This is a genomic window from Pseudomonas sp. NS1(2017) (genome assembly GCF_002269425.1).
Taxonomy (GTDB): domain Bacteria; phylum Pseudomonadota; class Gammaproteobacteria; order Pseudomonadales; family Pseudomonadaceae; genus Aquipseudomonas; species Aquipseudomonas reactans.
The window spans coordinates 3152379-3179349 of sequence record NZ_CP022960.1; the positions used below are offsets into that span (position 1 = coordinate 3152379).

The 26971-nt window shown below is 54.4% G+C and carries 29 protein-coding genes and 2 pseudogenes; 25 read left to right on the top strand and 6 right to left on the bottom strand.

Annotated features, from left to right (window positions below; translation table 11 throughout):
- Positions 1–64: 64 nt before the first annotated feature.
- The 21 genes and pseudogenes from CI807_RS14930 (at position 65) to CI807_RS15025 (ending at position 16192) form a co-directional block, all read left to right on the top strand.
- A complete protein-coding gene (locus CI807_RS14930) occupies positions 65–1060 on the top strand; it encodes a major capsid protein (protein ID WP_069023718.1) in 996 nt (331 codons plus the stop codon).
- A 2-nt stretch (positions 1061–1062) separates the two neighbouring features.
- Entirely contained in the window at positions 1063–1383 is a 321-nt protein-coding gene (locus CI807_RS14935) for a hypothetical protein (RefSeq protein ID WP_095015171.1), read from the top strand.
- Positions 1380–2036, top strand: a complete 657-nt coding sequence (locus CI807_RS14940) for a hypothetical protein (protein ID WP_095015172.1) — start codon at positions 1380–1382, stop codon at positions 2034–2036. The genes CI807_RS14935 and CI807_RS14940 overlap by 4 nt, the downstream gene beginning before the upstream one ends.
- On the top strand, positions 2029–2547 hold the full coding sequence (locus tag CI807_RS14945) for a hypothetical protein (RefSeq protein WP_095015173.1): 519 nt from the start codon (positions 2029–2031) through the stop codon (positions 2545–2547). The genes CI807_RS14940 and CI807_RS14945 overlap by 8 nt, the downstream gene beginning before the upstream one ends.
- A complete protein-coding gene (locus CI807_RS14950) occupies positions 2544–3119 on the top strand; it encodes a phage baseplate assembly protein V (RefSeq protein WP_095015174.1) in 576 nt (191 codons plus the stop codon). The genes CI807_RS14945 and CI807_RS14950 overlap by 4 nt, the downstream gene beginning before the upstream one ends.
- A gap of 46 nt (positions 3120–3165) precedes the next feature.
- Positions 3166–3357, top strand: a complete 192-nt coding sequence (locus tag CI807_RS14955; RefSeq protein ID WP_095015175.1) for a hypothetical protein — start codon at positions 3166–3168, stop codon at positions 3355–3357.
- A 5-nt stretch (positions 3358–3362) separates the two neighbouring features.
- Complete coding sequence (locus CI807_RS14960; protein ID WP_095015176.1) at positions 3363–3689, top strand: GPW/gp25 family protein; 327 nt, start codon at positions 3363–3365, stop codon at positions 3687–3689.
- Positions 3686–4573 carry a baseplate J/gp47 family protein gene (locus CI807_RS14965; RefSeq protein WP_095015177.1) on the top strand — a complete coding sequence of 296 codons (888 nt, stop codon included), beginning with the start codon at positions 3686–3688 and terminating at the stop codon, positions 4571–4573. The genes CI807_RS14960 and CI807_RS14965 overlap by 4 nt, the downstream gene beginning before the upstream one ends.
- Positions 4570–5175 carry a phage tail protein I gene (locus CI807_RS14970; protein ID WP_095015178.1) on the top strand — a complete coding sequence of 202 codons (606 nt, stop codon included), beginning with the start codon at positions 4570–4572 and terminating at the stop codon, positions 5173–5175. Before CI807_RS14965 ends, CI807_RS14970 begins: the two co-directional genes overlap by 4 nt.
- Positions 5172–7175, top strand: a complete 2004-nt coding sequence (locus tag CI807_RS31575; RefSeq protein ID WP_095015179.1) for a phage tail protein — start codon at positions 5172–5174, stop codon at positions 7173–7175. The genes CI807_RS14970 and CI807_RS31575 overlap by 4 nt, the downstream gene beginning before the upstream one ends.
- A gap of 3 nt (positions 7176–7178) precedes the next feature.
- Positions 7179–7874, top strand: a complete 696-nt coding sequence (locus CI807_RS31800) for a phage tail assembly chaperone (RefSeq protein WP_256578767.1) — start codon at positions 7179–7181, stop codon at positions 7872–7874.
- A gap of 98 nt (positions 7875–7972) precedes the next feature.
- A complete protein-coding gene (locus tag CI807_RS14985; RefSeq protein ID WP_095015180.1) occupies positions 7973–9148 on the top strand; it encodes a phage tail sheath family protein in 1176 nt (391 codons plus the stop codon).
- Between the two features lie 13 nt (positions 9149–9161).
- Positions 9162–9665, top strand: coding sequence for a phage major tail tube protein (locus CI807_RS14990; protein WP_095015181.1), 504 nt, complete (start codon positions 9162–9164; stop codon positions 9663–9665).
- A gap of 14 nt (positions 9666–9679) precedes the next feature.
- Positions 9680–9958: pseudogene (locus CI807_RS31805) on the top strand (phage tail assembly protein); the annotation flags it as partial.
- 24 nt (positions 9959–9982) lie between these two features.
- Positions 9983–10288 (top strand): phage tail assembly protein, encoded by a 306-nt coding sequence (locus CI807_RS31810; RefSeq protein WP_256578788.1) that lies wholly within the window; start codon positions 9983–9985, stop codon positions 10286–10288.
- A 140-nt stretch (positions 10289–10428) separates the two neighbouring features.
- Positions 10429–12942, top strand: a complete 2514-nt coding sequence (locus tag CI807_RS15000) for a phage tail tape measure protein (protein WP_095015183.1) — start codon at positions 10429–10431, stop codon at positions 12940–12942.
- 9 nt (positions 12943–12951) lie between these two features.
- Positions 12952–13797: a phage tail protein gene (locus CI807_RS15005; RefSeq protein ID WP_095015184.1), complete on the top strand. Its 846-nt coding sequence runs from the start codon at positions 12952–12954 to the stop codon at positions 13795–13797.
- Positions 13772–13978, top strand: coding sequence for a tail protein X (locus CI807_RS15010; RefSeq protein ID WP_095015185.1), 207 nt, complete (start codon positions 13772–13774; stop codon positions 13976–13978). Before CI807_RS15005 ends, CI807_RS15010 begins: the two co-directional genes overlap by 26 nt.
- Before the next feature lie 16 nt (positions 13979–13994).
- A complete protein-coding gene (locus tag CI807_RS15015; RefSeq protein WP_095015186.1) occupies positions 13995–15038 on the top strand; it encodes a phage late control D family protein in 1044 nt (347 codons plus the stop codon).
- Positions 15039–15101: 63 nt separating this feature from the next.
- Entirely contained in the window at positions 15102–15665 is a 564-nt protein-coding gene (locus CI807_RS15020; protein ID WP_095015187.1) for a glycoside hydrolase family 19 protein, read from the top strand.
- Complete coding sequence (locus CI807_RS15025; protein ID WP_095015188.1) at positions 15647–16192, top strand: lysis system i-spanin subunit Rz; 546 nt, start codon at positions 15647–15649, stop codon at positions 16190–16192. The genes CI807_RS15020 and CI807_RS15025 overlap by 19 nt, the downstream gene beginning before the upstream one ends.
- A gap of 54 nt (positions 16193–16246) precedes the next feature.
- Here the strand turns inward: CI807_RS15025 and CI807_RS15030 are convergent, their stop codons facing one another.
- The gene (locus tag CI807_RS15030; RefSeq protein ID WP_095015189.1) at positions 16247–16582 is read right to left on the bottom strand and encodes a GrlR family regulatory protein; all 336 of its coding nucleotides are present in this window, start codon (positions 16580–16582) and stop codon (positions 16247–16249) included.
- 261 nt (positions 16583–16843) lie between these two features.
- On the opposite strand from CI807_RS15030, the gene CI807_RS15035 reads away from it, so the two are divergent.
- Complete coding sequence (locus tag CI807_RS15035) at positions 16844–17638, top strand: DNA adenine methylase (protein WP_095015190.1); 795 nt, start codon at positions 16844–16846, stop codon at positions 17636–17638.
- A gap of 25 nt (positions 17639–17663) precedes the next feature.
- Here CI807_RS15035 and CI807_RS15040 read toward each other — a convergent pair.
- From CI807_RS15040 to CI807_RS15055, 4 genes and pseudogenes are all read right to left on the bottom strand, one after another.
- Positions 17664–18171, bottom strand: a pseudogene (locus CI807_RS15040) (SOS response-associated peptidase family protein); the annotation flags it as partial.
- A gap of 465 nt (positions 18172–18636) precedes the next feature.
- Entirely contained in the window at positions 18637–21483 is a 2847-nt protein-coding gene (locus tag CI807_RS15045; RefSeq protein ID WP_157742027.1) for a metallophosphoesterase, read from the bottom strand.
- A gap of 894 nt (positions 21484–22377) precedes the next feature.
- Positions 22378–23334 carry a DUF2806 domain-containing protein gene (locus tag CI807_RS15050; RefSeq protein ID WP_095015192.1) on the bottom strand — a complete coding sequence of 319 codons (957 nt, stop codon included), beginning with the start codon at positions 23332–23334 and terminating at the stop codon, positions 22378–22380.
- Between the two features lie 370 nt (positions 23335–23704).
- Positions 23705–23917, bottom strand: coding sequence for a hypothetical protein (locus CI807_RS15055; RefSeq protein ID WP_095015193.1), 213 nt, complete (start codon positions 23915–23917; stop codon positions 23705–23707).
- Positions 23918–24490: 573 nt separating this feature from the next.
- On the opposite strand from CI807_RS15055, the gene CI807_RS31300 reads away from it, so the two are divergent.
- A complete protein-coding gene (locus CI807_RS31300; protein WP_157742029.1) occupies positions 24491–25081 on the top strand; it encodes an HNH endonuclease in 591 nt (196 codons plus the stop codon).
- 204 nt (positions 25082–25285) lie between these two features.
- On the opposite strand, the gene CI807_RS15065 is transcribed toward CI807_RS31300, so the two are convergent.
- Entirely contained in the window at positions 25286–25993 is a 708-nt protein-coding gene (locus tag CI807_RS15065; protein WP_218239528.1) for a hypothetical protein, read from the bottom strand.
- A gap of 274 nt (positions 25994–26267) precedes the next feature.
- On the opposite strand from CI807_RS15065, the gene CI807_RS15070 reads away from it, so the two are divergent.
- Together CI807_RS15070 and CI807_RS15075 are read left to right on the top strand one after the other, a co-directional pair.
- Positions 26268–26537 (top strand): DUF6124 family protein, encoded by a 270-nt coding sequence (locus tag CI807_RS15070; protein ID WP_256578769.1) that lies wholly within the window; start codon positions 26268–26270, stop codon positions 26535–26537.
- A gap of 146 nt (positions 26538–26683) precedes the next feature.
- Complete coding sequence (locus CI807_RS15075) at positions 26684–26905, top strand: hypothetical protein (protein WP_095015196.1); 222 nt, start codon at positions 26684–26686, stop codon at positions 26903–26905.
- Positions 26906–26971: the final 66 nt, after the last annotated feature.

Here is a 26971-nt window from a genome sequence, read left to right on the forward strand (position 1 = left end):
GGCGACTGGTTTAACCCCTTCAACCCGCATTGTGCGGGTTTTTTGTTTTCTGGAGACATGTTTTATGGCTGACATTCAAATCTTCAATGACGATGCGTTCTCGGTATCTTCGCTGACCGCCGCAATCAACGAACAGGAGTACGTGCCTGGACGTATCGGCAGCCTGGGTTTGTTCCAGGAGGAGGGTATTACCACCCTTACGGTACAGATCGAAAAGGACGGTGACACCTTGGCATTGGTGCCGGCGGGTGAACGGGGTACGTCCGGTCTGGTGGTCGGTGGTACCAAGCGCACGCTGATTCCTTTCAATACCGTACACCTGCCACAACGCTTCACTATCAAGGCTGATGAGATCCAGGGCATTCGTGCCTTCGGCACGCGTTCCGAGCTTCAGTCGGTGCAGGATGTGGTCAACAAGCGCCTGGCCAAGGCTCGCCGACAGTTGGATGTTACTCACGAGTTCCAGCGCCTCGGTGCGCTCAACGGCAAAATCTACGATGCCGACGGCAAGACGGTGCTGCTCGATTTGTATGACCGTTTTGGCGTTAAGCGAAAGTCGTTGTCGATGGGCTTGGCCGGTGAGACGAAGTCGTTTCGCGTGCAGTGTGGTGAGGCATTGGATATGCAAGAGGACGCATTGGGCAGCGTGACCCGAAGCGGCTCTCGTGCTTTCTGCGGTAAGAATTTTTGGAATGCGCTTTTGGAAATTGAGGAGGTGAAAAAAACTTACCTCAACACCCAACAAGCAGCTGCTTTGCGAGGTGATGCTCGTGAAAGTTTCGATTACGGTGGCATCACCTGGGAGCGTTATCGCGGCAAAATCGCCGGAATGACGTTTGTGCACGATGACAAGGCGCTGCTGATCCCCGAAGGCGTACCGGACTTGTACATCTCGGTATTCGCACCGGCCGACTACATGGAAACGGTCAACACCGAAGGTGTTCCGTATTACAGCAAGATCGAGCCACTGCCTTTCAACAAAGGCATGGCCGGTGAAGCTCAGTCCAACCCGCTGCACATGTGCACGCGGCCCTTGGCGCAGATCCTGCTGGAAATGTGACCGTGGCCTTCCGCGATCTGATCGACGACATCGACGACGTGGTATTCGAGACCCTGGGCGACAGCGCCCAGATCGAAGGCCGCGCCGAGCCGGTACTGGGTATGTTCGCGGCACCATGGAAAGCACCGCAGTTCGGCAAGGTCCACACCGGAATGCGCGAGCCTCGATTTGAGATCCGCGTGAAAGATTCGGACGGTCTGAGCAAGGGCCTGCGGGTCACCATCGACTTGCCGACTCTGGATGGCGGCGGCGACTACGACCTGCTGCAACTAGAGCCCGGCGGCGATGGCCTGGTGGCCCTGATACTGAGGAAGCGTCCATGAGCGTCGGCAGTTACGCGCAGCAGAACCGTGACAGCGGGATGATCAACATCCTGCCGTCGGCGGTGCATTCCCAGGCCCTGCGCGATTTCGGGCAGTTGGTGCCCAAGGCCGCTGCAGCGGCTCAGCGTCGTGCGATCAACAAGACGTTGGGTTGGCTGCGCACCTACATTGCGCGAGCCGTGGGCAAGCAGGAGCGAATCGCCATCGGCGCCGTCCGGCAACGCCTTCGAGCTTACCCGGTCAGCGGCGGCGCGATGCGTGGCAAGTTGTGGTTTGGGGTCAACGCCATCGAGGCCAGCCGCATCGGTCGATCTCGGCAATCCCGCGCCGGTGTGTCGGTGGCGGGGCGGCGTTACCAGGGCGCGTTCTTCAAGCAGGTGTATGGCAACAGCCCCGACATCTGGATCCGCACGTCGAGCAAGCACTTCAACGCCACGGACTACCCCGGCAGCACGCAGGGGCGGCGCAGCTCGGGTTTCATCGCAGAGAGCGACAACCGCTTCCCGCTGGCGAAAGCCAAGGTCTCGCTGGACCAGGTGCGACCGCACTTCGACAGCTGGGTGAAACGCGCTGACGAACGCTTGCTGGAGATCCTCAAGCAAGAACTCAACTTTGAACTGCAGAAGTACCTCAAGGGGATCGCCCGTGTCTGACCAGCCTTTCAGCCTCGACAATCTCTATGAGGCCATCGAGCAGCACCTGCAAGAGCATTTGCCTGGAGTTCAGGGCGCATCGTTCTGGCCGGATCTATCAGCAGACACCAGCATTCCGACGCCGGTGGTGCTGCTGGAAATGGCCGAGATGGAACCGGCGCCGGACATTGGCACTGGTGAAACTTCGCTGACCTGTAAGTTCGAGGCGCGGATCATCGTCGATTCGATCAGCGTGGATCCGCAACGTCAGGCTGTGCAGTTGGCCTCCCAGCTGGCGGTGCTTCTACGGGGCCAGAGCTGGGGCTTGGAGGTCGACTGCGCACAGTTCGTGCGATCCACCCAGGATTGGACCAAGCCTGAGCTGGACGGCTACTTCGTCTGGCTGGTGGAGTGGGACCAGACGGTTTACTTGGGCGCCGAGGAATGGCCGTGGCCGGATGAGCCGCCGGGGTCTTTGGTCATTGACCTGGGGCCGGGCGTCGGGCCGATTAACCCGGAGGATCTGCAATGAGCTACGCCAGTGCCCAGCATGACCGGATGATCGCCTCGACGGTGATGCCCTGCGTCGTGGTGGGGGTGGATCTGTCCACCGCTATGGTGCGTGTGAAGTCGGGCGACTGGACCAGCGCCTGGCTACGCTGGCACAGCCAGGCGGCTGGCAAGGCGCGTCACTGGCGGGTGCCGAGCGTGGGAGAGCAGGGCGCGTTGATCAGTCCCAGCGGCGAGCCGGCCATGGGTACGTTCATCCCAGGTTTGTACGGCAATGCTGGCGCCCAGCCGGACAACCGCGATCATGTCGAGGTTTGGCGGTTCGACGATGGCGGCTCCCTGGTCTACGACTGGGAAGCCAACAGCTACACCATTGATCTGCCGGCGGGCACCGTCATGGTCAAGGTCGGAGGGTCTGTGCTGGAGATGACGCCGGATAGCACTCGATTGGTGTCGGGCGAGATCAACCTGGTGGGCCTGGTCACCATCGACGGTGCTACCCAGATCAACAGCACACTCAATACGACCGGCGACATCAACAGTGCCGGCAAGGTCATCGATGTCGGCGGCAACACGCCGAACCACAAACACTGATCACTACCCGCCTTGAGCGGGTTTTTCGTTTTAGGAGCATCCGTTGATGAGCAAGAACAAACTCGACAGCCAGGACGAAGTTGGGCTTGGGCGCGTTTTCCGCGACACGCTCTTCACCTCGCGCACCCTGGTCCTTCCTGATGGCAGCACCTTGGCGGTGAGCAAGGCGCGCGTGACGGCCAGCACTGATGAACAGTTCGACTTCCTCCAGGCCCACCCGGAACTTCTGCAGGAGTAATCCCGATGATCGGAATGGATCGCCACACCGGCAAACCGTTGTCCGGTCTCGACCATCTCCGACAGTCCATTGGCGACATCCTCGGCACGCCCGTGGGCAGTCGCCGGATGCGACCTGAGTACGGCAGCCTGATCCGGCGCTTTGTCGACCTTCCGGTTAACGCTGGTTGGAAGAGCGCGGTGCAGGCCGAGGTGGCTCGCTCCCTGGGTCGCTGGGAGCCGCGGCTAAAACTGGAGCAGGTACAAGTCGTTGCCATCGTTGGCGGTCGCATCGACTTCAAGTTAACGGGTGAATATCAGGGCGAACGCCTGCTGCTGGAGGTGTCGGCATGAGTACGGTGGATTTATCGGCGTTGCCGGCGCCGCAGGCGCTGGAGGATCTGGACTATGAGGAGCTGTACCAGGAAGGGATGTCATCTTTTCGCGAGTACATGGGCGATAACTGGTCCGCCGCGCTGGAAAGCGACCCGGTGGTCAAGCTGGTGGAGTTAGGTGCGTACGGCAAGATGCAGAATCGCGCACGTGTCAACGATGCAGCCAAGGCGCTGATGCTGGCGTATGCGCAAAAGGAGGATCTTGATCAGCTCGCGGCCAACGTGAAGCTCCAGCGACTGATCATTCAGCCGGCGAATCTGCTGACAGTGCCGCCGGTCGAAGAGGTCAAAGAATCGGACGATGCCCTGCGCGAACGCATCCAGTTGGTCTACGAAGGGCTGACTACCGCCGGGCCGCGCAACAGCTACATCTTCCACGCGCGCAACGCCTCGGGGCTGGTGGCCGATGCCACGGCTGAAAGCCCATCACCGGCCGTCGTAGTGGTGACCGTGCTGAGCCTGACCGGCAGCGGCCAGGCCGATCAGGCTCTGCTAGACGCGGTGTACAACAAACTCAGCGACGATGACATCCGCCCGGTTGGCGACCGCCTCATCGTGCAGAGCGCCGAGATCCTGAATTACCGGATTGATGCCGTGTTGCACATGCAAGGCGCCGGCCCGGAAAACGACGCCATCTTGGCCGAGGCGATCAAGCGCCTCGCGGCCTGGATCAACCCGCGTAAGCGCTTGGCGCTTGAGGTTGCTCAATCTGGCGTCGACGCCCAGTTGCACATCAACGGCGTCGGAAGGGTCGAGCTGAAAAACTGGAAAGACATAAAGCCGAACAAGTACCAAGCGGCCTATTGCACCGGTTTCAGTGTTGTTCTTGGGGGCACGACATGACCAGTCTGCTCCCCCTGAATAGCACTCAGTTGGAGCGCGCCATCGAGGCCGCGCTGGCTGAGAAAACCGTGATCCCACTGCGCACCCTGTACAACCCGGACACCTGCCCGGCGCATCTGCTGCCGTGGCTGGCTTGGACCTGGTCGGTCGACCGCTGGGACAACAAATGGTCCGAAGCCGTCAAGCGTTCCGCCATTCGCTCCGCGTTCTACGTGCATGCCCACAAGGGCACCATCGGCGCCCTGCGGCGGGTGGTCGAGCCGTTGGGTTACCTGATCGAGGTGCTGGAGTGGTGGCAGACGACGCCTATGGGCATCCCCGGTACGTTCGCGCTGAAGGTCGGTGTACTGGATACCGGCATCACCGAAGAAATGTACCTGGAGCTTGAGCGCCTTATCGATGACGCCAAGCCCGTCAGCAGGCATTTGACCGGCCTGGCGATCAGCTTGGAAACCCAAGGCGCCATACACATTGGTGTCGCCCTCTACGAAGGCGACGTAATCGACGTCTACCCACCCGTGCAGCGTGACATCGAAGTCACTGGCTACATCGGCATGGTCGGGCGCGAACACAGCATAGACACTCTGGATGTTTACCCATGATTGATCGCAACTCGCAATTTATGGCGATCCTCACCAATGTGGGGGCCGCCAAGCTGGCAAACGCCAACGCTTTGGGGATTCCCTGGAACCTCACCGAACTTGGAGTAGGAGACGCCAACGACACCGACCCGATGCCCAACGCAGCACAGACCAAGTTGATCAACGAGCGCCGACGTGCGCCGCTGAATCAACTGCGCGTCGACCCGGCGAATGCTGCGGTGATCATCGCAGAGCAGGTGATTCCTGCAGATGTCGGTGGTTGGTGGGTTAGGGAGATCGGCTTATATGATTCGGACGGAGACCTAGTCGCTGTTGCGAACTGTGCACCAAGCTATAAATCAGTTTTGGATCAGGGTTCAGGTCGTACGCAGATCGTGCGGATGAACTTCATTGTTTCCAGCATCAGCAACATTGTGCTGAAGATCGATCCTGCGATTGTGCTGGCGACTCGTGAATATGTTGACCTGGCGATTACGGAGGCCATCAACAAGCAGGACTTTAAACACTCGGTACTGGTCGCCACCACGGCGAATATCGCCCTGAACGGTATTCAAACCATCGACGGTGTGTTGCTTGCTGCAGATGCCCGTGTACTGGTGAAAGACCAGGCCCAGGCGAAAGACAACGGTATCTATGTCGTACCGGCTAGCGGTCCCTGGAAACGCGCCCAAGATGCAGATGCCAGCGTGGAAGTAACACCGGGTCTATTTGTCAGTGTCGAGAAGGGCACGGCCAACGGCGACACCGTTTGGCAGCTCGTGACGGATGCGCCGATTGTGCTGGGTGCAACTCCCCTGGCCTTTGAAATGGTTGCGGGGCGCACGGGTATTGTCGCTGGCACCTACCGTAGTTTGACCGTGGACAAGCTCGGTCGCGTTATTGCTGGCACGAACCCCACTACGCTTGCGGGCGCTGGTATTACGGATGCGATGCCAATCGGAGCCGGCGGGTTGATGACCAGCGCCCCGATGGTCGCGGGTGCGATCTCAAATCTTCCTACCACTCAGTTTTTTGCGGCTGCGGAAGGTAACTCTACGGATATTCCGGCGGGTATGACTTATGCAGTAGGCATGCATATTAAATACCCTGGTGCGGTAGGAGCATACGCCCTCGATATTGTATCTAGCGTTACTGCTGAAGACTTTCGGATCAGGTATACCGGGGCTGGCGGGCCTGCTGCCTATCGTACGCTTTGGCATTCGGGGAACTTTGATCCGGCAAGTAAAATGCCAGTAAGTGGTGGAGCATATTCGCCTAGTTTTTATAGCTTGCGAATTGATCAGGCTAGTTTGCCGATAAACGTCCCTGGTGGGTTTCTGTCTTACGGCACAGATGGACAGTTTACTAAGTGTTTCAACTTTGTTTGCAATAAGAGCACTGGAACTGGTGGTTTTTCTTGGAGAACGATTAACGCCGAAAATAGCATTACCGGCCCTACAATGACTTACTCCTATGAGGGCCTGTTAACTGTTCCCTCGTTGGCTGTATCGGGGGTGGCTACTGTTCCAACTCTGGACGGAGGCGATAATAGCAAGCGAATTGCTAATACAGAGTTCGTGAAAGCTTGGACATCGCAGTACCCGCTCCGCGACTCGATAACAGCATTGGGGTTGGCGAGCGGTGATAAAAACCAGCCTTACATGCGAAAAGATACAACCGGTGAGCTTGTAATGCTCCAGCCGTTAAAGCCCAAGGATACGGCCCTGCTCGCTGCTAACGGCTGGAGTAAGAACGCCGATACCGGCGAGATTATTCAATGGGCTGAGGTTGTTGTTGGTGATACTCCCGGAACTACTTTAGTTCCAGTTACATGGCCGTTTCAGTTTCCTAGCCAATGTTTAAATGTAAGGCCAAGTCTAAAGCTTGCGGCTAATGCTGCGGCTGCGCTGGGTGTTTCTGTGTCTGCAATTACAGCAACTGGGTGTACTGTGAGAGTTGAAGAGTGGGCCTCTGTAGTGCAAACAGGACTCGTTTTAATGGTAGAGGCCAGGGGGCTTTAATAAATGAAGATTTTCTATAGCGAAAAAGATAATACGTTCTTCAATGAGGTATTCCACGGTACTCGGACTATTCAGATGGCTGATCCCGAGTGGGTGCGGCCTACCGTGGCTGTTCCTGACCCGGAGTGGAGTCGCCCAAGTATTTCAGTACCCAATCCGGCCTGGGTTGAACTTGATGGTGGGGGTGAGGAAACGGTTGTTCAAGCGGAATCTAAAACGATCTTGATTCCTGATCCTGACGCATTGCATCCAATGATTATGGTTCCAGATGAGGGAGCTTCACCTCCGCTCATTGCCGTACCTAACCCTACGTGCTTGCTTCCACCAGCGTCCGAGCTTGTCGACGTCACGCAGGACGAGCACGACGAGATTTACCGAGTGCTTTCGCTGGGTGGCTCGGTGCTTGCGCCTGGCGAGAATGGGCGACCAACAACTATCCCCTCGCCAGGCCCTACGCTGGAAGATCTGAAAAACCGCGAGCGAGCAATTCGCGACCGTGTGTTGCTGCTCACAGATCCGTTGATCTCGCGGCACCGTGATGAGGTGGAGGCCGAGCGGCCTACGACACTTACCGCCGAGCAGTACAAGCAATTGCAGGGCTACCGGCAGGATCTGCGCGACTGGCCTGAGTCAGAGCACTTCCCGGCAATTGAGTTCAGGCCGGTACAGCCGGCGTGGCTGGCTGAGTTGATCCAATAACGCCCCGTACTGAAGGGGCGTTTTCTTTTCCGTTACGTGTACCACAGCCAACCCACGGCCTCGCTTATGCGGGGCTTTCTCGTTTCTGGAGTTCAACCATGAGTAATGCAGGTGGTTTTTTTCACGGCGTCACCGTGACCAACGTCGATACCGGCACGCGACCTATCGCTGTGCCGTCGTCGTCGATCATTGGTCTCTGCGACACCTTCACCCCAGGCCCTGCTGCCAGTGCCTTGCCCAATCAACTGGTGCTGATTACCCGCGAAAGCGAAGCCATTGCGGCCTGGGGCGCAGACGCGGCAATCACCAAGGCGGTGCAGGCCATTTACGTTCGCTCCAAAGCGGTCATCGTTGCCTGTGGCGTGGCGAAGGTGGCAGACGCCGCCGCGCAGACCTCGGCCATCATTGGCGGCGTCCTGGCGAACGGCACCCGTACCGGCATGCAGGCGCTGCTGGATGGCAAGAGCCGCTTTAACGCACAGCCTCGCTTGCTGGCCGCACCCAAGCACACTGCGACCTTGCCCGTTGCCACGGCGTTGGTGGCCCTAAGCGACAAGCTGCGCGCGCTGGCAATCATCGATGGCCCCAACACCACCGACGAAGCCGCGATGGCGTACCGCGAAAACTTCGGCAGCAAGCGCGTGTTCCTGGTCGACCCCGGCGTGCAGTACTGGGACACCGCGCTCAGTGCCACCGTCGATGCACCAGGTTCTGCCTGGGTCGCCGGGCTCTTCGCCTGGACCGATTCGGAATACGGCTTCTGGGCCTCGCCGTCGAACAAAGAGTTTGTCGGCATCACCGGTACCGGCCGGCCCATCGAGTTCCTGGACGGCGACGAAACCTGCCGGGCCAACCTGCTCAACAACGCGCAGATCACCACCATTATCCGTGATGACGGGTTCCGCCTGTGGGGCAACCGCACCTGCTCCAGCGATCCGAAGTGGGCGTTTGTCACTCGCGTGCGGACCATGGACATCGTTATGGACGCGATCCTTTACGGCCATAAATGGGCGGTGGACCGCTCGATTACCAAGACCTACGTCAGCGACGTCACGAACGGCCTGCAGGCATTTATGCGCGACCTGAAAAATCAGGGGGCGGTGATCAACTTCGAGGTGTTCGCCGACCCGGAGTTGAACACGGCCAGCCAGCTGGAGCAGGGCAAGGTTTACTGGAACATCCGCTTCACCGACGTGCCGCCGGCAGAAAACCCTAACTTCCGGGTCGAGGTCACCAACCAGTGGCTGACCGAAGTCCTCGACACCAACGCATAAAGGAGAGCCGCCGATGGTTCCGCAAACGCTCTACAACATGAACGCCCATATCGATGGCCTCAGCTTCAACGGGGAGATCACCAGCCTGACGCTCCCCAAGCTCACCTTGAAAACCGAAGAGCATCGAGCTGGTGGCATGGATGCCCCGGTCGAGATGGATCAGGGTATGGAAAAACTGGAGTCCAGTTTTGCTGGCAAAGGAGCGCGCCCCGAGATCATGAAGTTTTACGGCCTGGCCGATCAGACTGCGTTCAACGCGGTGTTCCGGGGTTCCTTCAAAGGCCAGAAAGGCGCGACCACGGGAGTGGTCGCCACCCTGCGCGGCATGCTCAAAGAGATTGATCCGGGTGACTGGAAAGCAGGCGAGGCGGGGGAGTTCAAGTACTCCGTGGCTGTCAGCTATTACAAGCTCGAAGTCGCCGGCCGCCTGATGTACGAAATCGATCCGGTTAACTGCGTCCGGGTTATCAACGGTGTGGATCAACTTGCCAGCGTCCGCCGCGACCTCGGCCTGTAACGGAAGCGTCTCTAATGAAAGTGAAAAAGCTGAAATTTATTCCGTCCTGGCTAACCTTCGGCTCGGACAGTGCGACGATCACCCTGACGCGTCCGAGTGACGTCAACGGCCTCAAGGTCGACCAGTTGACCCTGCGCGCTCCTACGTTGCGTGAGGTCCGCGCCTCTGACGCAATCGGTGGCGATGACGCCGTGTTGTGTGAGGTGACCTTGTTCGCCTCACTTACTGACGCCGGTACCAAGGATATTGATGGGCTCAAGCTGACGGACTATGCGCGGGTGCAGACGGCCTATTCGCAGTTGCTGCTGGACGCCGGGCTGCCCGACAAGGAAGGCGAACTGCCGACCTGGTTGGTGGTTGGCCCTGACGGTGCGGTCGTCACGCTCTCCAGACCGTATGACTTCAAAGATATAAAGCTCGACCGCCTGATGTTGCGTGCACCCACTGTGCGCGACGTGCGTGCCGCGACCTCGGCGTCCAATGGCGACGACGATCAGCGCGATACGATCCTCCTGGCCAACCTGTCTGAATCCGACACCAAGGATCTGGAGGGGCTAAAGCTGACGGATTACCAGCGGCTGCAGGCCGCCTACTTTCGCCTGGTGCAGGACGACGGGGTTTAACGCCGAACTGCAGAAGCAGGTCGCGAAGCGCTTGGCGACGCAGTATTCATTTGCCGCCAATGAAATCGAGACCATGCCTTTTTCCACGATGATCTGGTGGCTCATGGACTGAGCCCCGCATCCCTGCCCGGAGAGTTCTCATGGCAAACAACCTGGCGCTCGGCCTGGTCATCGGCGGCGTCGTCAGCTCCACGGTCGGCGCCGCCTTCAAGGACGTTGAAGGCCGTATCAAAAAACTCGGTGAAACCGGCACCAAGGCTCGCGTGCTGCAGAGCACTATCGGCGACACCATTCGCCTTCGGGACGAATGGAAAAAAGCCCACGACACCGGTGCGGCGTCGGCCGATGGTCTGCTGCGAAAACTGGAGGGCAACCTCAAAACCCTGAAAGAGCAGGGCATTGAGGTCGGCAAACTGCGCAAGGAATACCAAGCCCTCGGCCAGGTCGCGCGGGGCGCTGAACTCAAGGCGCTGGGCCATACGCAGATTCAGCAGGGCAAGGAGGGGATGAAGAACTCCCTCGGCAAAGCGGCGGCGCTTACGGCGTCGTTGGCGATCCCTACGAAAGTGTCCGGCGATTATCAAGCGCAAATGCGTCAGATGTCGCTGTGGGCTCATACCGCCGGTACTGGTGATGAGGCCGAGATGACTGAGGCGATCAGTAAGGTCGCAGCAGACAAGGGCATGAGCCAGAAACTGCTCGCTGGTGCTGTTGGTGCATTGATCGAAAAGGGCGTTGAGTGGAAGGAATCCACCAGCTACGCCGGGGAGATCGCCGATCTCATCGACGGTCAGGGTATGGAGCCTGCCACCATCGCGACCCTGATCAACTCTTTCAAAGAGGCCGGCGTTAAGCAGGCAGATATGGGCGCCATGCTGGGCCAGGTCGCGGCGGCCGGTGACATCGGTGCGTTCGGTCCCAAAGATATGGCGCGGTATCTGCCAGCCATGCTCGGCAACATCAGACGCCTAGGCATGGAAGGTCCCGAGGCCGTGCGCTTTCTCGGTGCCAGCTTGCAGTCGCAGTATTCGCAAACCCAGGATGCGGCGGCTGCAGCCACTAACATGGACAACTTGCTCAACGCTGTGATCAGCAGTACCAGCCAGGAACGGTTTGCCAAGGAAGGTTACGACCTGGCCGGCTCGATTATCGCGGCGACAAAAAGTGGCAAGGCGGCAAATCCTGTCGATGCGTTCATCATGCTCAGTGAGCAGTTGATCAAAAAACAGGATCCGGCCAAGGCGAAGAAAATCGAGGCCCTCAAGGAGAAAATCAAAAGCTCGGCCGATGGTAGCCAGGAGGAAGCGCAGGCCATGATCGCCCTCACCGAAGCGGCTGGTCTAGCGACCATCGTCAGCGATCAGAGCGCCAGTGCGGGCCTGCTCGCGCAGATCAAATACGGCGACAAGATCAAGGCGGATATGTCGACCATCAAGAAAACGGATGGTAAGGCCAAGATCGAGTCGGATGCGGCGAAAGCGCGTGAGACGTCCAACAGGAAGTGGGCGACCGCAACTGCCGGCATTGAGTCGTCGATGACGCGTATCGGTGATGCGTTGCGGCCGCTGACGGATATAGCGGCTGATGGGTTGGCGAAACTGGCGTATGGCCTTGGAGAACTGTCAGGGAAGTTTCCGACGGTGATCAGTGGGGCGACGGTGTTGGCAGCAGGCGTTGTCAGCCTGGGCGCCGCGATCAACGCAATTAAGATCGGCAAGGGCCTGATGAACGTTGCTCGCGGATCGTTGATGGGCAACCCAAACGTGATCCAGCGAGTGTTCGTCACCAATCCAGGAGGTGGTGGTGGGGGCATTGATGGCGGAGATGGTAAACGCAAGCGTAATCGGCGTAAGCCCGCTCGCGGTCCGATACCCAATACGGCACCAGCCTCGCCTGTCGGCGCCGCTGCCAGTCGGTTTGCACCGAAGGCCATGATGAGCAAGGGGCTTGGATTTGCGAAGGTCGGTGCGCCCTTAGCGCTGATCGAGGCCGGGTTGATCGCTGCCGATACCTATCAGAACGCTGAGACACGCGACGAAAAGGCCGAGGGCTACGGTAACGCAGCTGGCACCTTGGCGGGCACGCTGGCCGGAGCGGCAGCGGGTGCTGCGATTGGTTCGGTGGTGCCGGTGATCGGCACCGTGGTTGGCGGATTGATCGGCGGATTCCTCGGCAGCTGGGGCGGCGGCGAGTTGGGCGGGGCCGTTGGCAAGGCTGCCTTCGGTGGGCCGGATGCTCCGGCCGAGCGATTGGCACTGCCGGATCAACCTTCGCCGTTGCGGCTGCCACCACCTGGCGCGGCGCCGATGCCGCGTCTGTCCCAGATGGCGCCTTCGTTATCGTCCGGCCCGTTGATGCTCAAAGCACCTGCATCACCGGGGCCGGCATTGGGTGATGTCTCGCGCTCGTTGGCGGCTGCTGCTCCAGCAGCTGCGGCGCCGGCCGTGTTGGCTGCTGGACTCGCCGCAAAACCGGAACCCCCTCGGGTTGATCAACAGTGGACGTTCTCCCCAACCATGCCGGTGACCGTGCACGGCGACGTCAAGGATCCACGACAGCTCGCGCAGGAAATGATGCCGCACCTGCGTCAGATGTTTGAGGAATTCAGCCGGGAGCAGGGGCGGCGCAACCTGTTCGATGCCCCTCACGTTTAAGGAGTTGTCATGGCTTACATGGAGCAACTGCAATCCGGCTTCAAATCCCTGGTCCAAGCCGGGGAGGCGGGGCGCCATAGCATCGACGATATGATCGGCCCGGTGAATGGTGCTATTGGTGAAATCACAGGGGCGGCTGATGAGCTGTCCAGCATTCCAGGCGTACCACCTGGTGTAGGTGAAAAGCTGCAACGGGTGATGCGTGGGATCAATGCAGCGCAATCCAAGGTTGGCACTGTTTTGTCGAACTACAGCAAAGCAACCCGTGCAATGTCGACGATTGATGAGCGGTTGGGCACATTGAAGGAACAAGCCGCCCGGGCCAGCACCGCGATCAACCAGATCGCGGGCAAGGTCAGCCCGCGCCTGGCGAGCATCTTGCCCACCAGCGCTTTGGCGCCAAACGCTACGCCCATGGCGGAAGCGGTCAAACCGTTTCCCCATCTGTTGATTCTGCAGCCGCTGCAAGCCAATGCCCAGCCGTTCTACTTCAACCTGGACACGGCGGCCTTCGACGAACTACGCCGGCAAACACAATTCCGCTGGGCCTCACAAGAGCGCCTCAGTCGTCGGCCAGCACAGCAGGCCGTGGGTATCGGCGAGGATAAGCTCAGTCTCAAGGGTACAATTTTCCCCTCGTTCAAGGGAGGCCTCAAGCAGCTCGACACCCTGCGCTCCATCGGCGGGCAACTGTTGCCGTTGAACCTTACCACGGGGTACGGCGTTGTCCTCGGCACCTGGTGCTTGGGTAGCGTAGAGGAAGAGCAGGGCGCGTTGCTGGCCGGCGGGATCCCGCGCAAGCAAACCTTTAGTTTGGAGTTCACACGCTATGGCGACGATATGCAGAACGTCTGACGGCGACCTGCTGGACACCCTGTGCTACCAGCACTACGGCCACCTCAATGGCACGGTCGAGGCGGTGCTGGCTGCAAATCGGTTATTAGCGGATGAACCGCAACCGTTGCGCACCGGGCTGCTAATCACCTTCCCTGACATTGAACAAAAGGCGGTCGAACAGGTGCAGCTGTGGGACTGAATTTCGAGGGCCAACCATGAAGCCAATCTTTCGAATTGTCGCTGATGGCAACGACATCACAGCCTTGATCAACGACCGTCTGCTGTTACTGCGTACGCTCGACAAGCCCGGCATGGAGTCGGACGAGTTCGAGCTTCGTATCGATGACCGTGACGGTGCTGTCACGCTCCCCAAGAAAGGCGCCGGGATCGAGGTCTACCTCGGCTACGACAGCAAAGCACTGGCCCGCCTGGGTCGCTACACGGTCGACGACATCGAGGTTTCCGGCCCGCCTGACACGCTGGTCATTCGCGGTAAGGCCAGCGACATGCGCGGCAGTGGCAAGACCACCCGCAGTGGCAGTTGGGAAAATGTGCCGCTGTCCAAGATCGTTAGCGACATCGCCGCACGCAATGGCTGGAAGCCCGAATGCCCGGTCGCCACGGTTGTGCCTCGGGCGGATCAGTTAAACGAGTCGGACTTCAACTTCATCACCCGGCTTGCCAAGGATCACGACTGCACGGCCAAGGTCGCCGACAGCAAGCTGTTAGTGCTGCCCCGCCAAAGCGGGCAGACCGCCAGTGGCAAGAGCCTGCCCGCGATCACCATTCGTCGCAGTGACGTCAGCCGCTGGCAATTTCGCTTCACCGACCGCACTACGCAGAAAGCCGTCAAGGCCAGGTACCAGGACAAGAAAACCGGAGAGCTGGTCAACCTGACCCTGGACAACGACGACGCGCCTGGAGGGTTGCCGCCCGTTCATACCGACCGGCATATCCATCCGAACAAATCCGCCGCTGAACAGGCCGCCAAGGCTCGACTCGCGGCGTTCAACCGCTCGACCGCTGAAGTTCGGTTGGAGATGGTCGGGCGTACGGATCTGTTTGCTGAGCGGCAGATCAATGCGCAGGGCTTCAAGGACGGTTTGGATGGCGAGTTCCTGGTTGACTCCGTGGAGCAGGTGTTCACCCAGTCCGGCTGGAGCACGACCGTGGAGTGCAACGCAGGGAAGAAGGGTAAGGCCAAGGCGGCCGGTAAGAAAAAGAAGAAGTCCAAGGAGGTCAAAGTCCTGGAGCTGTAACTGGCCGTACCTGCTTCATCACCCGCCGCCGTCGAGCGGTCTTTTTTTGCCTGGGAAAAAGCGATGTCCATTACCGAGCAGCAACTCCAACGCATCATGCCCAACGCCCGCCGCCAAGCGGGCGTTTTTGTATCCGCCCTGAACGCGGCCATGGTCAACCGAAAAATCGATACGCCGAAGCGTCAGGCAGCTTTTCTCGCCCAGATCGGTCATGAGTCCGGCCAACTGCAATATGTGCGCGAGCTGGGCGGTGATCAGTACCTCAGCAAGTACGACACCGGCCCGCTGGCTGCGAAGTTGGGGAACACCCCGGCAGCCGACGGTGACGGTCAACGCTATCGTGGCCGTGGGCTGATCCAGATCACCGGCCACGATAACTACCTGCGCTGCAGCTTGGCGCTGTTTGGTGATGAGCGATTGCTGCGCACACCGGAGCTGCTGGAAACGCCTCAATGGGCGGCAGAGTCTGCAGCGTGGTTCTGGTCCGTGAACGGGTTGAACGCGCTCGCGGATCAAGGGCAATTCAACACCATCACCCGCCGGATCAATGGCGGGCTCAACGGCCTGGAAGATCGTCTGCAGCTGTGGGCCAGGGCGAGGACGGTGTTATGCGTTTCTTCGACCTGATCCCCGTGCAATACCGAGTCGCGGCAGTCTGCTTGTTGCTTGCGATATTGGCCGCTGGCTCTGCTGCTATGGCTTGGAACGCCCAAGGCTGGCGTTACGGTCAGCAGTTGGAGCGCCAGGCCCGGCTCCAGGCCGACACCCTCAACGAGTTATCGCAAGCCGCTGCCGCGCTGCAGCGCAATGAGCAAGACAAGCGCTTCGCCCTGGAGCAGCGCCTGCAGAACAAAGACGAAACCCACTACAAGGAATTGACCGATGAGCAAACGAAGCAGGCTCGTCTGCGTGATCGCCTGGCTACTGCTGATCTGCGGTTGTCAGTCGTACTCACCGCCACCGACGCCACCAGCGGCTGTTCAGTGCCAACCACCGCCACCACCGGCCGCGTGGTTCATGGCACCACAAGAGCCCAACTTGACCCAGCGCATGCTCAACGAATTATCGGAATCACCGATGCCGGCGACCGAGGATTGATTGCCTTGCGGGCGTGTCAGGCGTACGTGAAAGAAATATCTGCTGTTCGTGACTAAGGCTATTTGCGGTATCAGATGACCTTCGAGAGGTCATCTGACGTCTACGGATAACTAAACAGCTGGCGCAATCCTTTTACCCTGAAGGCTTATTTGGATATGAGGAGCACCTTCAACAGTGCCGGACAGCGAGACTGTCCCACCCTCATAATCAATATTGCCGTTGGCGTTTAGAATGTAGTTATCAATTCCTGCAACATTCGTATTTCCCGAACGCCACATGCTGACTTTGAACTGCCCTGTAAAGGGGCCAGAGTTGGTTGGTATTTTTCCCTGATAGAGATAGTTTGGATCTCCACCATTAACAGTACCGTCCTTAATTACTACAAGTCCGTCCCCATTGTCTGGACGGTTGGATCTAAAAGCGACAGAGAAAATACCATTAGTCATTTCAATAACTCCTAGGGTAGTGGCGCTTTGATGCTAGCTATCTATCTAGAATAAGCAAACTGCCAGGGTTACTGCCTAGGCAAAACTGTTACTGAATATTTTTATTTATAAAAGAGCGGTCCGTTTGGATGCGTCAACATCCAAACGGTACCACCTTCCTCGCAGATTACCCCTGCAAGTCCAGCCAAGGCTCCTGCTTCGTGCACAAAGCGGAGCGAGCCTAGCACTGTTTATCCATACAGCAAAGGCCTTGCTTTTTAAATGTCCAACCCCATAATCCCTTGGATGGGCGGCAAACGCCGCCTGGCCGACCGCCTTATCCCGCTCTTCCCACCCCACGAATGCTACGTCGAAGTCTTTGCCGGCGGCGCCGCGCTGTACTTCATGCGTCCCCAGGCCGCACCGGTTGAAGTCCTAAACGACATCAACGGCGACCTGGTGACGCTGTACCGCGTTGTTCAGAACCACCTGGAAGAATTCGTGCGCCAGTTCAAATGGGCGCTCAGCTCCCGCCAGGTGTTCGAGTGGCAGAAGATGACCCGCCCCGAAACCCTCACCGACATCCAGCGCGCCGCCCGGTTTTTCTATCTGCAACACCACGCCTTTGCCGGCAAGGTCACTGGTCAGACATTTGGTACCGCCACTACTGGTCCGGCGATCAACTTGCTGCGGATCGAGGAAAACCTCTCGGCAGCATGGCAGCGTCTGTCCGGCACCTATGTAGAAAACCTTCCTTGGCTGGATTGCGCTGAACGCTACGACCGTGCGCATACCTTTCACTACATGGATCCGCCTTACTGGCAGACGGCAGGTTACGGAGTGGACTTTCCCTTTGAGAACTACGAACGTATGGCCGACTTTATGCGGCGCTGCAAAGGTAGGGTGATGGTTAGCATCAATGACCACCCTGACATTCGGCGAGTGTTCGAGGGGTTCCATTTTGAGACGGTAGACATTCGCTACACGACCGCAAATCAGCGGCAAGGTAAAGCCGATCTGAGAGGTGAGTTGGTGATCATGAACTGGGAGCCCGCCGCGCTGGGTGGGCTGTTCTGAAGATCAAGTTTCAATGTTGATTAGATCAACCATTCTTGGGGGGCTCAGGTTGCAACAATTCGGCCCCCTGGTTTTTCACATTCCCAACTGCTTTGCCAACTGCATACCACTCAAATTCGTCCACTGGCTGACTGCATTCCTTCGCTATTTCCTCGGCTCGCTCAGGGCAAAGGTTTGGGTCAAGCCATTCCCTGGCATGTTCGAGGTCAGCACCAACGGCTTGCAGTCGTGGATGTCCACCATGCCCTGATCTCTGGCGGCGGTAATGATCACGAAACCATCGCCCTCGTGAGGTTCAAGGCCGGGGTGAACTTGGGCAAGCGCTCCAAAGAACATGGGTTTCTGACTCTTCAATCGGATGAAGTAGGGCTGCTTATTTTTCGGTTCTTCAGAGTCTTTAACGCACTCATACCACCCCTCACTCGGAACCAGAGCGCGGCCTTTCGGCCAGAGTTGCTTAAAAAACTTGTCCGTGGTGACCGTCTCTACGCGTGCGTTGATCGGGTCGCCCAGAGAGGCGACCATTCCCATTTGTCGTGTGATCTTCTCGACCTGGTGCGGCAGATGAACATTCAGTTGGCCATTCGTACTCACGGGCCAACACCGGTGCCGGCAAATGCAATAGACTTTTCAAGTGATTCAGGTGCCGCCACCAAACTGAGCATAAAGTTAAAAAATTACACTTTAATTAACTTTTCGATATCGTTAGCGTCACGAGGCTGTGATAAATATTTTCAGTTGTAATAGTGTTGAATGCTGGAGTTTATGCTGAGCGCCGTCTCAGTCTTCGAACTTTGCGGAAGTTTAAGAGAGGTTGCGACATGGTTCTATGAGTCTTCGTAAATATCCAACTTTTGATAGTGTAATTAGGGGAGGGGCGTGATTTTATATTTCGGCTAATTTATAGGTGACCAGAGGGCGTGTAAATTTCGTTTTATGAGATTGCCATCTACCATTTATGTTTGTTGTGGTAGATGGCGATAAGAGTTAATTGGGGCTCAAGATTTATTGGGAAGTTGTTTTCGGGCTCTTAGCTTGCTTATATTGTCGATAATGCGAGTTAGTGAATCAAATCCAAGCGTGCCATATCCGCTTATTTTTTCCATTATGACAGATGTAGTAGGGTAGCTGATGCACAGATCGAACGCGTTCTGTAAGTGCTCAACTCTCGCTTTGTGAGGTATCGTCGGATACAGCTTTCGTTCTACCTGCTGCTTATATTGTTGTGCGTTACCGCTGATTTCTGCCGAGTCTTTATACAGGTGACAATCCACTAAGAGTGAACAAATTGAAAGGTAAGCATCCATATACTCTGTGTCGATATATCTGGCGTGTAGTCGCTTAAAGGTTTCAGAGATGCCATTGAGAAGGTAAACTACCTCGTCAAACTCATAGGGCGCGTACTCGCAGTCATCACTGAGCGAAAATAAGGAAAGTGCTGCCCCTTGAATCGGATTGCCTTCGCTTTCAGCTACGCCCCAGCTAAAGTAAAAGCTTCGCTTGTTTCTATCAAGTTCACCTTCATGGTTTCTAAATAAGTCAACTGCATCAGGAGAGCGGTTATCTGTTCTCAGTAGTTTTGCTAGGTATGTAATCATATATACGTCAGAAGTCGAGACTTTAAGAATTTCTTCCGATATTTTGATGGCGAAACTTGTGTCGCCCGCTGTCATAAAATAATTTGATAGTTTGAATCGCCATGACTCAAGATCCTTTAGGTAAAATCCAGATTTTGCCAGTTGTGACGCTGAGCGAACTAGGTCGAGGTATCTTTCTTTTAAATCTGAAGCAAACTCTGCTGAAAGTACCTTGAATATTTCCTTTGCTATGTATTTGTGTCTTGTTAATACGTAGTTCGAGGTCTGGCTTGCCGCCGCCTCTTCACCTAAAGGTCGAAGTACACGCGCCTGGAATTTCCCTTGTTCGATGTTGAGCACGTGCTGAAGAACTTCTTTGCTTAAGTAAGTATGGTCAATTGCATGCATTATAGCGACGTAAGTTATTGCGTCTTTAAGCGTTCTGTCGTCACTAATCGAGATAGTATCAAGCTTCTCTACAAGCATTTTGGCGTGGTCGTAGAGGTCATCTCCATGGCGAACAAGGAGTAAGGCACCGAACAAGGCTCCGCTTTCTTCTTTCCGACCCTCTTCATCTGCATACTGCTTAAGTATTTCAGCGCGCCGTGTTTTTGCGGTATTTGCGAGAGCGCCCAGACCTTCGTCTCCATAGGCCGCCCAAGCACTAACAATAGATTCTGCATCGGTGTTCGTGAGTCCAGAAAGCTTCTCGTTGCGGAAATCAGTAATCGACCATCTTAGTTGTGAACCTGAAGATATCCAAGTTGAATCCCTACAGGCTATGAGAAAGTGGATTCGTCCTAGGATCGAGTTTATGTTTTTTTCGATAAACTCGAGAATTGCGTCAGCCTCTTGAACTTCATCTAGTACAATGAGCCATTGTTCTGCGCCTTCTGTCAAATCGAGAAGTATTTTTTCGTCAAATGGTCGGTTGTCATTGAAACGTCTTAGAATTTTTAGTTTTGGGTGAGCTTTCACTACCTCATAGGCGGTTTGTAAAAGCGCAGTGCTTTTTCCTTCGCACCCTGCGGAAGTTATACAGGTGACTATAGGTCTTTCAGCAGCTAAGATATTTCGGAACAAGCTTGCAGCTTTGGTTACTATTCTGCGGGAGTTAACGGATGATGAGATTGCAATCCGCCAAGTAGGAACTGCGCCGTTAAAGAAATTTATAGCTTCGTGTGCTGGAAGTTCAGCATGATATCCCTTCAGGGAATCGAAAGATTGAATCTCCCATCCCCCTGGCAATGCTTTGGGCTCGTTCAGTTTTTGGTTGAATAGTGCGCTATGGCGTTTGGGTGTAAAAGTTTTCCACCACTGTCCAAATTTATTGCCTTCTGGTAGTGCTTGTTCGTTAACTTTCCATTCTTGCAGCGCGTAGTTCCATTGCCATGGTTGAACGCTCAGGGTTTGCTTTTCAAGATCTACCTCTCCCCATACTAAACCATTTGTATCTATATCGCCTTCTTTGGCTTGATAGGATGCGCCACACTGAACATTCAAGTACGGATTGACACCTGTATATGCGGGAGCCATCCAAGCAGTATGCATGTGGCCGTGCAGATAGATAACGTGATGAGATCCAAATATCTGTCCTATCGGCTGAGCATGCTCCCTAGAAATCCAGTCCATTGGATGGTGTCCAAGTACAATAGTGAGGTCTGCTCCACTAACCTTGGCTAAGGCTTCCGTTACAAGTGCCTTGCCAGGGGTTATCGCTCTAAAATCCTTTTCGTCTCTACATAACCAAGAAGTATTGATTCCGACTACTGCTATCCTCTGATCGCCATGAGTGAATTCTTTGGAGTAAGCACCTTCAGGTTTCTTGAAGAATTCAGCGTATCCGGTAGTGTCATTGTCTATGTACGCCTCAAAACGATCTGCTAAAACAGTTCTTTGTTTCTGTGATTCTTCTGAAACTTCTAAGTGTGGAGATGTAGTTTGTAGGATCAAGTGCCTGTCAAACGCTCCAAAAGTATTTCGGTCAATGTCATGGTTCCCAGGTACGTGGAATAGTTTTCCAAGTAAGTTTGGTGCGAGTAATTCTAGAGGTATAATAAACTCTTCTAAAAATCTTTCGTATTCCTTCACAGCTCCACGATTGGCAATGTCTCCAGTGATGAAGACATAATCAAGCTTGTAACCTGCTTGTAAGCGCTCAGACACGTGTTCTAATATTCGACCAAGAAAATATTTTTGATCGTAATCCTCTTTGCCCATATGGAAATCTGACAAGTGAAGCCAGCGGATTTTATTAGAGTCTTCCATGTTATGCTTTTCTCTTTGTGGTTTCATATTTTAAAGTGTGTACTAAAGTCGCTTTTGTATTTTTTTAATTTACGAGCGCATGGCAAATTGACATTAAACCATTTTTTTTAAAAAATAAACTTTGAATTGACTTCTGAATGTATGTGGGCACAGGTTTTTTGAGAAAACGCCTCTCGGTGCGGTTTAGCTGGCCGCTATCACTCCAAAAAAACGCAGATTGGCGCCAGCGCGTCAATGAGCCTGCTCTTGGTTGCAATTTCAAACCTTCCAGATCTATCACGTTTGATTGGCGTAAGAGGGCACCCCGGTCAATCTTGGGGAAGTGGGAACCGTGGATGAAGCGATCATATGATGGCGCTGAGTAGACATTGAACGGTAGCCTCTAACGGTTTTGTGCAGGCGCGATGGCAAAAAATTTAGCCTTCAAACATCGAAAATGCCCGACAGAAGAAAAGCACGTTTGAAAAAGCACTTATCCCCCTTCCGCCGACGGGCCTTGCGTCCGTTTTTTTTGCAAATCCGGATGTTGTGCAAACGAACCTACAGCCCAGGCGGGCTGTAGGATTCTGCAGGCGATCTGAAATTTCAAAATTTGCAAAGTTTGACAGTTTAATGCAGCGCGATTGCACGGCCACCCGTTAGACGTTCACAAACTGATAAAGGTGAGTCTCCCTATTTCACTGGTGAAAAAAACGAAAAACCCGCCATAAGGCAGGTTTTTTGAAACGAGATAGATCACTTTGCGCGTTTCGATTGTGTCAGTGCTCTATTGAGAAAACGGTTACCTAGGTGCTGCGTTTGGACCGATGGCTTATGAGATTTTTCAAACACGGTCTGCTCAAAAGTCAGTGAGTTAGAGTGATTAATTTTGATACTTGATGACAAGGTATTATATTAAGATTTATACCGAAGTTTGAATGCATCATTCTCCATAAGCTCTTTTTCGAACAAGTCGAAAATTTTCGAGCCGTGCTCGTTTGGTGTTATTTCACACAGCGATGCTAGGGCTATGCCAGACCTGCTTGCGATTACTGATGAGATATGTTTGTTGGTTGGGGATTGTGCTACTAGTATATTATCATCATATCGAAAGAGTATTCGATTTCCTGCTATTAGATTAATTCCCAGATTTTCGTCATAAGCTATTAGTCCGGTGTGTTGGAGTTGATACATAATATTGCTGATAGTGTGCTTCGACTCGTTTACGTCAATCTCAAGCTCTAAAGATATGTCACTAATTGGTATGAAATAAGATTCATATAGTTGTATGGAACAGGACAGTATTGCATCAAAAAAATAAAAAGATTTTTGATCTAGCATACCAATTGTAAATAGCGTGTCCAATCCGATTGTGCTAGGGGTGATTGCCTCGATTGCGAATGCTTTAGCTAAGAGATTTTGACGCCATTCCTCGTTAAGCTTTCCAGCGAGTTCATTAAAGCGATCAATCCAAGTGTCATTTATTTCTATCGGCTGTTCGTGCTCAACTTGCGCTGCTTGGCCATTCTTGGATTCAAGGTAAAGAGTGTGAGTTGGGATTTTCGAATAAACTAGAAGTTTATTTATTTCTTTGGATATTAGGTTGACATTTTCTTCTGCTCGGATCCGGTCTATTCCAGTTTTGGTTAGACTATCTCGCAGCTGCTCTTGTTTTAGTTCGACCAGTGATCTCGTTTCAGCTAGAAAAAACTCGGAATAGCCAGCTAGTTGCGCTTGCTTCTGCTTGTAGTCAAGCCATTTAAATTTAGCGTAGTCAAACTGAGAAATGAGTAGGGGGCCCACGCCTTTCGCGAGACTCAAGCAGGTTTTTGCCGCTGTCCCGATTCCTTTAACGCTTATTGGATCCGTCATTTAAAATTCCTTGTTAATTGCTGAAAACCTAAAAGCTAGCTGAGAGAGGGAGCAGTAAACGGTTATCGCCAGATAGTCGACGGTAGCGAAATTGATAGATATGGTAGACGTTTGAACAGATTTCAGAAGGGGCAGCGGCACCGTAAGCTTTTTTGTTGTGTATTTTGAATATCTTAGGGGCACCCATAGCAAAAAAAAAGGCTCGGGCGTCTTAGGCTTGGACCAAAATGGGCAAGCCGTAGGCCGATGTATGCCATTCAATGCCCACAATGCATGTCTGTAATTTTCTGTGGCCGGGCCTCCCTGCCTGAAACCACGGGCTTACCCCTCAAAATCCCCACATACTCCTGCATAATCGGGGTGTCCTTTGTTAGAAATATTTGATTTTTAGCTTCGCCAACCCCTGCTTAATGTGACCGGCGTTTTCACCGATCACGAAAAGGGCGCCACGCACGTTATCTCCTACCTCACTCAGGCCCTGCTTCTCGCTTTGGAGGGTCAACTCCATCAGGGCCGCCTCCAAAGCGAGCTGATTTTCGTACATTCTTTCAAGCAAATTCGGTAGTGAGTATTCCGCTGACATGTGTGCAACTCCGTCAAAAAGAGCAAAGCATAGCAGTGGTCCGTCACATGTGTGCTTGCTTGAAAGTTGCTACACGAGCAGCCTGTAGGTGCCCCGTAAGCAAGACTGGCGGTGAATTTGAGAAAGGCTACGTCCAATCCATCATCGGGGCGACGGAGAAGCGGCGGGAGAGGGCTGGCTGTGGAGCTATGGCTGAAGGCATTGGAGTCTTGGATGGAGAATGCGAAGGGTGGGCAGTTTATCAGGAATGGGTTTGAGAGGCCGGCTATTGAGCGTGTGACAGGAGACTCAGTTTTAAACAAATCTGTCCCTTTTTCCTCGGATGAGCGCCGCCTTGGCTGATTGGCGTCAAGACGCACACGCCAGATGAACTGAAGGCCTAAGTAAATAGGCCGCGGATGACGCAGCTTTTTTGTTGTCTTGTGATTGGCTTTTTCCCAGCGATGGTATAAATAAATCTGTCCCTTTTTTGCTATCTTTCGGTGTTGTTTCAATAGGTATATTTCGTGAGTTGGAGCTACGCGGTACGAGGCGGGGTGGCGCAATCGATCTACGTTGATCAAGGAGCGAGTTGTGAGTATTTCGGGAGTTCCTGTTATCGATAAGGAACAGTTGATTAGGCTTAGAGATAGGCTCTATAGAGCAATTGATAACAACCGCTCAGACAGATGGTGTCTTGCGCTTTGGAGTCGGTTTATCAGAGCTAGAGATGCTCACCACTGTCTCGTCTGTAATTCTGACGATCGGGTCCAAGCGCATCATGTTTTTAGAAGGACATTAATTTCGCAGGCGCGATATGAACTCGGCAACGGAATTACGCTTTGTTACGAATGCCACAAGGTTGCACACGAAGGATTTAACGGCCGGCCGGATATGACGCTGCCGATAGGTGCTCAAGGGGGGGACGACCAAGACGAAATTGCCTTCTACTATCTAAAGCTGCTTGAGTCCTCAGAAGCTTTAGATTTAGAGCACGATGAGTTTTTTACATTGAGCGAAGGAATGCTCAGTTTTTTCGTTCGGGTACAGGGCTACGAATACCTCTATAGGGCAGTCGCTGCGAATCAAATTACTGGGTTGATGATGGCCTATAAAATTTGGGTTCGTAGTCCCGAGCAGATGACTTTAGCCATTTTAAGGGCAAACCTTCCGGGAGATTTTTGACCTCAAGTCTGTTCCACTCTCGATCCACTGCTGTCACTGGCTTCTATTGAGGTTTAGGTGCCAGTAGACGGGAGATTGCATGGGTTAATTCGGCCTCGTCCTTTAAAGCTTGTGAAAGACGCTCAGAAAGCTCGTTCAAAACGACCCTTATACTCGATGCGTATGCAAGACAGTCGCTGTCAGACATGTTGTGGATCCCGTCACTTAATGCGTTGTGTAGAGCTTTAACGGATTGTGTCCGTTTATTAGTAAGCTTTCAGGGATCGCCTGTTTAGCAATTTCCAAAGCCTTTGAGAACTGTGTTTCATTGATTGCTATATTTAAAGTTTCAATTTTTTCATTGGGTGAGTTTAAGCGTTCTAGAACTTTTTTGATTTCTTTTAATGTTCGGTCTTTTTGGTTTTCTACAACTCTACGGTAATATACAAATGCTCCTATTCCTAAACCCTGGTTTTCGCAGCGACGACCTTTTAGAAATATATCTCTATCTGGTCCAATTAATTTTAGTAATCTAGCCTGGGTAGGAGGGCCAGAAGTTGGCGCCTCTCCAAATTTATACAGCATACCACTCATGCTGTCGTCGGTGCGCTTTGCTGCAATCGAAAATGTTTTTGTGGAGTTTTGGCAGTTTGCACATCTGTAGATGAGGTAGGTGTTTATGTGTTTGTCTATACCTATGTGCACGTCATTACCCACCGTGCAACGGAAAAATCTAATGCCGTTACATGAATCTTCGGTGCAATGAAGTTGGATTTCTGGAGTTTTTAAGCAGGTTGCTCGCTTGTTGTCAGACCATTTTAAAGTCACCAGATCTGAAATTATGGCATGCTGATTTGGAGGTGAATTTTCCAAGAATTCAGCAAAAGATTGCGTGATTTCCTCAGCCGGTTCCTGCAATGCATTATCGGTCATATCTAACGTTCCATGTGGGTAAAACTGCATGTTATGGAGTCATCCTACAATGTTCTCAGCTTGCTTGTCAGATCATGCGCCGCTACCCTCCTTAAGCCTCTGAGAACCAAGTGGCCGGAGGTGGAAGTCCGAATTGCTAAGGCGTTTTTAACTCCCGTGAATACTTGGAGCTTCGCCCACGCACGACCACGCACGCAGTTCCTCACTTGATCAAGCCGCACCGTCTGTAAATCCCAAGCTTCAAGCCGCAGCCCAGCGAGCAGTCCATCATCACTTGCCCTCATCCGACGACGCTGCACCAGTCGAGCGCCCAATCAACAACCTATTCCTAGTCAACCCCAACATCGACACCGAAACCCTCCTGGCCAACGCCGCCGAAAACCTCGCATCCGCGAACCAAATGGCCGCCAATCTGGCCTTCGACCTCGATGAACCGCACCGCGCCATCCTCCTTGGCATCCAACAACTCATCGACCTAAGTGCTCTACTCATCGACCGAGCCCAGGAACACGTCGCACCTGCCGCCTGTAAGGCCACCGCGTGACACCCAACCCCGCCGCCTTACCCCAAGGCGGCAACCTGAACCCATCCAGTCACCCAGCAAAGTTTCATCATTCCCGGCGTTTTTGAGGTCTACGATCCTCTCCAAGAGAGGACCCCCACGCCTCCCGTCCACAGGGAACTGAAAACATGATCTCGAACCTCGTTAAAGTCGTGATGATTGCTGGCACGTTGCTGTTGAGTGCCTGTTCGTCGGGTTCTTCCGGCGTGAGCAGCGACCCTTGTTTTTCAGGCGGGTGCCAGGCGTTTGGAGACCATAGCCCCAGCAAAGCCGCCAAAATGAATTTTGGCGGCAGTGGGTTGGGCAGTAGTTATGGGGAGTACGGTTCGGGGTTGTTGCACGACGATTGATGTCGCGCGGGGCAGCCCGGCGGGGTGATGATTTGTAGGAGCGAGCTTGCTCGCGAAAAACCTGAG